This window comes from Streptomyces hygroscopicus subsp. hygroscopicus (genome assembly GCF_001553455.1).
GTDB lineage: Bacteria > Actinomycetota > Actinomycetes > Streptomycetales > Streptomycetaceae > Streptomyces > Streptomyces hygroscopicus.
On the sequence record NZ_BBOX01000246.1, the window covers coordinates 22,300 to 28,728 of the forward strand.

The window sequence follows — 6,429 nt, forward strand, 5'->3', positions numbered from 1 at the left end:
GAGGTGGACGCCCGCGGGCGGGCCCGGCGGCCCGCCCGGTGAGCGGGTGACCGGACGGTGAGCGCGCACCCGCCAGGCGAGCGCGGGCCTGGCCGGTGGAACACGTACCCGCCGGGTGATCGCGGACCGAGCCGGTGAGCAGCACCCGCCCGGCGAGCAGGTACCCGGCCACCCCGCTCGGTGCGCGGATCCGCCCGGTGAGCGCGGACCCGGCCGGTGAGTGTGGCCCCCGCACGGTGAACGCGGACCCCGGCCAGTGCACGGACCCGCCCGGTGAGCACGTACCCGCCGAGCGCGGACCCGCCGGGTGAGCGCGGGCCTGGCTGGTGGAGCAATACCCGCCAGGTGATCGCGGACCGGCCCGGTGAGCAGCACCCACCCGGTGAGCGCGTATCCGGCCAGTGAGCGCGGACCCCGCTCAGTGCACGGATCCACCCGGCGAGCGCGGACCCCGCACGGTGAACGCGGACCCGCCGAGTAAGCGCGGACCCCGGCCGGTGAGCACGCACCCACCCGGCGAGCACGGACCCGCCGAGTAAGCACGGACCTCGCTCAGTGCACAGGTCCGCCCGGCAAGCACGTGCCCGGCCAGTGCGCGGACCCACTCAGCGCGCGCACCCGCTCAGCGCACGCCCTCAGCGCACGTGCCCGCTCAGCGCACGTGCCCGGCCCGCCGACTGCCGCTAGCCGCGGCCCATCTCCTCCTTGAGGGCCGTGATGAAGCCGTCCACGTCCTCCTCCGTGGTGTCGAAGGAGCACATCCAGCGCACATCGCCCGCGGCCTCGTCCCAGAAGTAGAAGCGGTACCGCTTCTGGAGGCGTTCGCCCACCTCGTGCGGGAGCCGGGCGAAGACCGCGTTGGCCTGCACCGGATGGAGGATCCGCACCCCGTCCACCGCGCGGACGCCGTCGGCGAGCCGCTGGGCCATGGTGTTGGCGTGGCGCGCGTTGCGCAGCCACAGATCGCGGGCGAGCAGGGCCTCCAGCTGGACGGAGATGAACCGCATCTTGGACGCCAGCTGCATGGACAGCTTGCGCAGATGCTTCATGGCGCCCACCGCGTCCGGGTCGAGGACGACGACGGCCTCGCCGAAGAGCATGCCGTTCTTCGTGCCGCCGAAGGACAGGATGTCCACCCCCGCCGCGTTGGTGAACGCGCGCATCGGCACGTCCAGGGACGCGGCGGCGTTGGCTATCCGGGCGCCGTCGAGGTGGACCTTCATGCCGCGTTCATGGGCGTGGTCGCAGATGGCGCGGATCTCGTCGACCGTGTAGACGGTGCCGAGCTCGGTGTTCTGGGCGATCGAGACGACCTGCGGCATGGCCCGGTGCTCGTCGTCCCAGCCCCACGCCTGGCGGTCGATGAGTTCGGGGGTGAGCTTGCCGTCCTCGGTGGGGACGGTGAGCAGCTTGAGCCCTCCGACGCGCTCGGGCGCCCCGCACTCGTCGACGTTGATATGCGCGCTGTCGGCACAGATGACCGCGCCCCAGCGGTCGGTGAGGGCCTGGAGGGCCACCACGTTGGCGCCGGTCCCGTTGAAGACCGGGAACGCCCGCGCGTGCGGGCCGAAGTGGCTGCGCATGACGAACTGCAGATGCGCGGTGTAGTCGTCCTCGCCGTAGGAGACCTGGTGGCCTCCGTTGGCGAGGGCGAGCGCGGCGAGGATCTCCGGGTGGGCGCCGGCGTAGTTGTCGCTGGCGAAGCCGCGCACCTCGGGGTCATGGTGACCGCGGGCGTCGGTCCTCACGGCTTGGGGGTCAGCCACTGGCGGGTTCCGTTCACTTCCCGGGCGGGCCGGTCCCAGAGTCCGGTGATGGCCTCGGCCAGCTCCTTGACGTCCGTGAAGCCCGCGAACTTCGCGTTGGGGCGCTCCGCCCGCATGGCGTCGTGCACCAGCGCCTTGACCACCAGGATGACAGCGGCCGCCGACGGGCCGCCCTCGCCCCCCAGCTTGTGGAAGGAGTCGGCGAGCGCGAGCGTCCACGCCTCGGCGGCGGCCTTGGCGGCGGCGTACGCGGCGTTGCCCGCGGTGGGCCGGGACGCGCCCGCCGCGCTGATCAGGACGTAGCGGCCCTTGCCGCCGCGCAGCAGGGCGTCGTGGAAGGCCAGGGAGGTGTGCTGGACGGTCCGGATCAGCAGGTCGTGCAGGGTGTCCCAGTCGGCGAGCGGGACGTCGGCGAAGGTCTTGCCGCCGCGCCAGCCGCCGACCAGGTGCACCAGACCGTCGACCCGGCCGAACTCCTTCTCGGTGCGGTCGGCCCACGCACGGGTGGCGTCCAGGTCGAGCAGGTCGACGGTCTCGCCGGTGACGGTGGCTCCGCCGTGGGCCCAGCGCGCCGCGTCCACGGCCTCGGCCAGCCGGGCCGGGTCGGAGTCGGAGGCGACGACGACGGCGCCGGCCTCGGCGAGACGGAGCAGTGTGGCCCGGCCCGCCGGGCCGGCCGCGCCGGCCACCGCCACCACCGCGCCGTCCAGCGGCCGCGTCCCCGGCTCGTTGGGGCTCGGGCTCGACGTCGGTGTGGTCATCCTCGCTGCCTCCTCGTCCTTCCCCGTCCGGGGGCTGTGCGCCGCCGCGGGGTTCATGCCGCCGCCGGTACGTCGCTGTCGGCCGTGATGCCCTTGGTGGAGGCGACCACGGAACGCAGCTTCTTGGCCAGCGCCTCGTAGAACATGCTCAGCGGAAACTCGTCGGGGAGCACGTCGTCGACGAGTTTGCGCGGCGGCTGGGTCAGGTCCAGGGCGTCGGGGCCCTTGGCCCAGACCGAGCCGGGGTGAGGTGCGAGATAGGTCGACACCAGCTCGTACGCCTTGAACCAGTGGACGAGCTTGGGGCGGTCGATGCCGTCGCGGTAGAGCTTCTCGATCTCGCCGCACAGCTGGTTGGTGACCTGCGAGGCGCGGGACCAGTCGATGTGCAGGGTGTTGTCCGTCCAGCGTACGACGTCGTGCTGGTGGAGATAGGCGAAGAGCAACTGGCCGCCGAGCCCGTCGTAGTTGCGGACCCGTTCACCGGTGACGGGGAACCGGAACATCCGGTCGAAGATCACGGCGTACTGGACGTCGCGGGCCTGGGCGATCCCCTCGCCCTCCAGCTTCACGGCCTCCTTGAAGGCCGTGAGGTCGCAGCGCAGCTCCTCCAGTCCGTACATCCAGAACGGCTGCCGCTGCTTGATCATGAAGGGGTCGAACGGCAGGTCGCCATGGCTGTGGGTGCGGTCGTGGATCATGTCCCACAGGGCGAACGCCTCCTGGCAGCGGCCCTGGTCGGCCAGCATGTCCCGGATGTCCTCGGGGAGTTCGAGCCCCAGGGCCCGGACGGCGGCCTCGCTGACCCGGCGGAAGCGGGCCGCCTCGCGGTCGCAGAAGATGCCGCCCCAGGTGAACCGCTCGGGGGCCTCGCGGACGGCGATGGTCTCCGGGAAGAGCACCGCGGAGTTGGTGTCGTAGCCGGAGGTGAAGTCCTCGAAGGCCAGACCGCAGTAGAGCGGGTTGTCATAACGGGTGCGCTCCAGCTCGGCCAGCCAGTCCGGCCAGACCATCCGCAGCACCACGGCCTCCAGATTGCGGTCCGGATTGCCGTTCTGCGTGTACATGGGGAAGACCACGAGGTGCTGGAGGCCGTCGGCGCGCATGCGGGCGGGCTGGAAGGCGAGCAGCGAGTCGAGGAAGTCGGGGACGCCGAAGCCGTGCTCGGCCCAGCGGCGCAGGTCCGCGACGACCGCCCGGTGGTAGTCGGCGTCGTGCGGGAGCAGCGGGGCCAGCTCCTCGATGCCCTCGATCACCCGGCCGATGGTCGCCGCGGCCACCTCACGGGTGGGCGCGCCCTCGGCGCCGAAGTCGATGGAACCGTCCTTGGACTGCCACGGACGAAACGTTTCGACGGCGTCCTTGAGAATCGGCCAGGCCGGATGATCAACCACACGCCCCGAAGGCAGAACACCACTTTCCGCTATCGCGGACGAAAGGATTTCCGTCATGACCACTCCTTCACCGGAGAAACTCGCGTAAGGCCACCGTATCCATGGACGCTCACCTCGCTCAAGCGGGAGTACGGGAAATCATCCTGCGCCACACCCGCACCACCGCAGTTTTTCCTGCCCCCATCGGCTCAGGTCATGCCACGCCCCCACGTGAACAGTCCGGTCATGGGCGGCCGATAGGGTGTGCGCCGGTCCGAGCGGCCTGTCCGCCGCCGAGCCGACGGAACTGCCTCCCCACTGCCTCCCCCCGACCCGACGAAGGCCGCCAAGGGCCGTCAGAAGAGCGAGACAGCGTTGACTTTTCTCACCATCGGACACCGCGGAGTGATGGGCGTCGAGCCGGAGAACACCCTGCGCTCCTTCGTCCGCGCCGAGCACGAGGGCATGGACGTCATCGAACTGGACCTGCACCTCAGCAAGGACGGCGCGCTGGTTGTCATGCACGACGCGAACGTCGACCGCACCACCGACGGAAAGGGCCCGATCAGCGACTTCACCCTCGCCGAACTGCGTGAGCTGGACGCCGGGGACGGTGAGCGGATCCCGGTCTTCGAGGAGGTCGTGGACGCCGTCAGCGCGCCGCTCCAGGCCGAGATCAAGGACACGGCGGCCGCCCGGGCGCTGGCCGAGGTGCTGACCCGGCGCGATCTGCTGGACCGGGTGGACGTCATCTCCTTCCACGACGAGGCCCTCGCCGAGATCCGCACCCTGCTCCCGTCCGCCCGCACCGCCCTCGTGGCCAGCCGCTACGGCCTCGATGTGATCGACCGGGCGCACGCCGTCAGCGCGGGCATGCTGGTGCTCAACATCCGCAGGCTGACCCTGGAGCTGGTGGAGCGGGCGCACGCCGCCGAACTCAAGGTCATCGGCTGGACCGTGAACACCCCCGACCATCTGAAGCTGGCCCGCGGCCTCCGCCTGGACGGCGGCACCACCGACTTCCCGGAGATCCGGCGGGCGGCGCGCTACACCGCGTGACGCCCACGGGGCCACGTTCACCCGTACGGCGTAAGCGGCGCTCAGCCGAGGGGCTTGCTCGGCACAAGGACTGCTCGGCCGAGGGGCTGCTCAGCCCAGGGGGCTGCTCAGCCCGGGGGCTGCTCAGCCGAGGGACTTGACCAGCAGCTCGAACTCCAGGCCGGCGCGGCGCGGCACGCCGAAGCGCTCGTCGCCGTACGGGAACGGGGTCATCCGGCCGGTACGGGCGTAGCCGCGCCGCTCGTACCAGGCGATCAGCTCCTCACGGGCGGAGATCACCGTCATGTGCATCTCCGTCACTCCCCACTCGGCCCGCGCGAACCGCTCGGCCTCGGCGAGGATCACCTTGCCCAGGCCCCCGCCCTGCAGCGCGGGCCGGACCGCGAACATGCCGAAGTAGGCGTGGTCACCGCGGTGCTCGAGCTGGCAGCAGGCGACCAGCTCACCGGCCCGCTCGACGATCACCATGCGGCTGTTCTCGCCCCGCACCACGGCCGCGACGCCCTCCGGGTCGGTGCGCTGCCCGCCCAGGAGGTCCGCCTCCGTGGTCCATCCGGCCCGGCTGGCGTCCCCGCGGTAGGCCGACTCGATCAGCGCCACCAGCCCGTCCACGTCCGCCTCGGTGGCCGGGCGGAAGGCGAGCGGGGCATCGGCGGGTCGTACGGTGGCGTCCGCGGTGTCCATGGCGTCAGCGGGTCCCTTCGGTGGTCGGCGGCGGGAGTGGAGCGTGGTCGGCAACGGGCGTGGACCGTGGTCGGTGGCGGAAGCAGACGGTGGTCGGTGGCCGAAACCGACCATAGCCTGCCCCGACCGGCGCCGGTTGCGTAGGGTCGCGGCATGGTTCACGTACTGAGCAGCCGCACCCTGCTGCGGCCGACGGACCCCGAACGCTCCCGGGCCTTCTACGGCGAGGCCCTCGGCCTCGAGGTCTACCGGGAGTTCGGGACCGGCCCCGAACGTGGCACGGTCTACTTCCTCGGCGGGGGCTTCCTGGAGGTCTCCGGCCGCTCCGACACCCCGCCCGCCCCGGGCCTCCAGCTGTGGCTCCAGGTCGCGGACGCGGCGGCGGCGCACGAGGAGCTCACCGCGCGGGGGGTCGAGGTGCTGCGCCCGCCGAAGAAGGAGCCGTGGGGCCTGGTGGAGATGTGGATCGCCGACCCGGACGGACTCAAAATCGTCCTCGTGGAGGTCCCGGAAGACCACCCGATCCGCTACCGACCAGGGATCTAGCAGCCACGCCTGAGAAAGCCCCGTCCGGCGCCACAGGGAGGCGCGCGGACGGGGCCCAAGGTCGGACGGACCTACTGGGCGACGCCCTTACCGCCGCACCGGTGACCCGGGATGGCGTAGCGCTCTCCGCAGGGACGGCGAACACAGTGGCCGCGAGCCGTTCAGCACGGACCGGGACGAGGGTTGTGTACGGTCCCCACTCCTCCGCCTGCCGCACGCAAGGCTCTGGAGTGGGGACCA

At 71.7% G+C, this 6,429-nt stretch carries 6 protein-coding genes; 2 read left to right on the forward strand and 4 right to left on the reverse strand.

Annotation, left to right across the window (positions count from 1 at the left end):
* Positions 1 to 683: 683 nt before the first annotated feature.
* The 3 genes from AXW62_RS24090 to AXW62_RS24100 are packed head-to-tail and all read right to left on the reverse strand — an operon-like array spanning position 684 to position 3,978.
* A complete protein-coding gene (locus AXW62_RS24090; protein ID WP_030829702.1) occupies positions 684 to 1,748 on the reverse strand; it encodes a threonine aldolase family protein in 1,065 nt (354 codons plus the stop codon).
* Complete coding sequence (locus tag AXW62_RS24095; protein ID WP_060946346.1) at positions 1,745 to 2,527, reverse strand: SDR family NAD(P)-dependent oxidoreductase; 783 nt, start codon at positions 2,525 to 2,527, stop codon at positions 1,745 to 1,747. Before AXW62_RS24095 ends, AXW62_RS24090 begins: the two co-directional genes overlap by 4 nt.
* A gap of 53 nt (positions 2,528 to 2,580) precedes the next feature.
* Complete coding sequence (locus AXW62_RS24100) at positions 2,581 to 3,978, reverse strand: DUF6421 family protein (RefSeq protein ID WP_060946347.1); 1,398 nt, start codon at positions 3,976 to 3,978, stop codon at positions 2,581 to 2,583.
* 297 nt (positions 3,979 to 4,275) lie between these two features.
* Between AXW62_RS24100 and AXW62_RS24105 the strand changes: the two genes are divergently transcribed.
* Complete coding sequence (locus tag AXW62_RS24105) at positions 4,276 to 4,959, forward strand: glycerophosphodiester phosphodiesterase (RefSeq protein WP_030829710.1); 684 nt, start codon at positions 4,276 to 4,278, stop codon at positions 4,957 to 4,959.
* Between the two features lie 123 nt (positions 4,960 to 5,082).
* On the opposite strand, the gene AXW62_RS24110 is transcribed toward AXW62_RS24105, so the two are convergent.
* A complete protein-coding gene (locus tag AXW62_RS24110; protein ID WP_060946348.1) occupies positions 5,083 to 5,643 on the reverse strand; it encodes a GNAT family N-acetyltransferase in 561 nt (186 codons plus the stop codon).
* A gap of 153 nt (positions 5,644 to 5,796) precedes the next feature.
* Between AXW62_RS24110 and AXW62_RS24115 the strand changes: the two genes are divergently transcribed.
* Positions 5,797 to 6,189 carry a VOC family protein gene (locus tag AXW62_RS24115; RefSeq protein WP_030829715.1) on the forward strand — a complete coding sequence of 131 codons (393 nt, stop codon included), beginning with the start codon at positions 5,797 to 5,799 and terminating at the stop codon, positions 6,187 to 6,189.
* Positions 6,190 to 6,429 lie beyond the last annotated feature (240 nt).

Excerpts from the sequence above, each read along its gene's own strand:
- AXW62_RS24095 (WP_060946346.1), bottom strand. The coding sequence starts at position 2,527 with ATGACCACACCGACGTCGAGCCCGAGCCCCAACGAGCCGGGGACGCGG.
- AXW62_RS24100 (WP_060946347.1), bottom strand. The coding sequence starts at position 3,978 with ATGACGGAAATCCTTTCGTCCGCGATAGCGGAAAGTGGTGTTCTGCCT.
- AXW62_RS24110 (WP_060946348.1), bottom strand. The coding sequence starts at position 5,643 with ATGGACACCGCGGACGCCACCGTACGACCCGCCGATGCCCCGCTCGCC.
- AXW62_RS24115 (WP_030829715.1), top strand. The coding sequence starts at position 5,797 with ATGGTTCACGTACTGAGCAGCCGCACCCTGCTGCGGCCGACGGACCCC.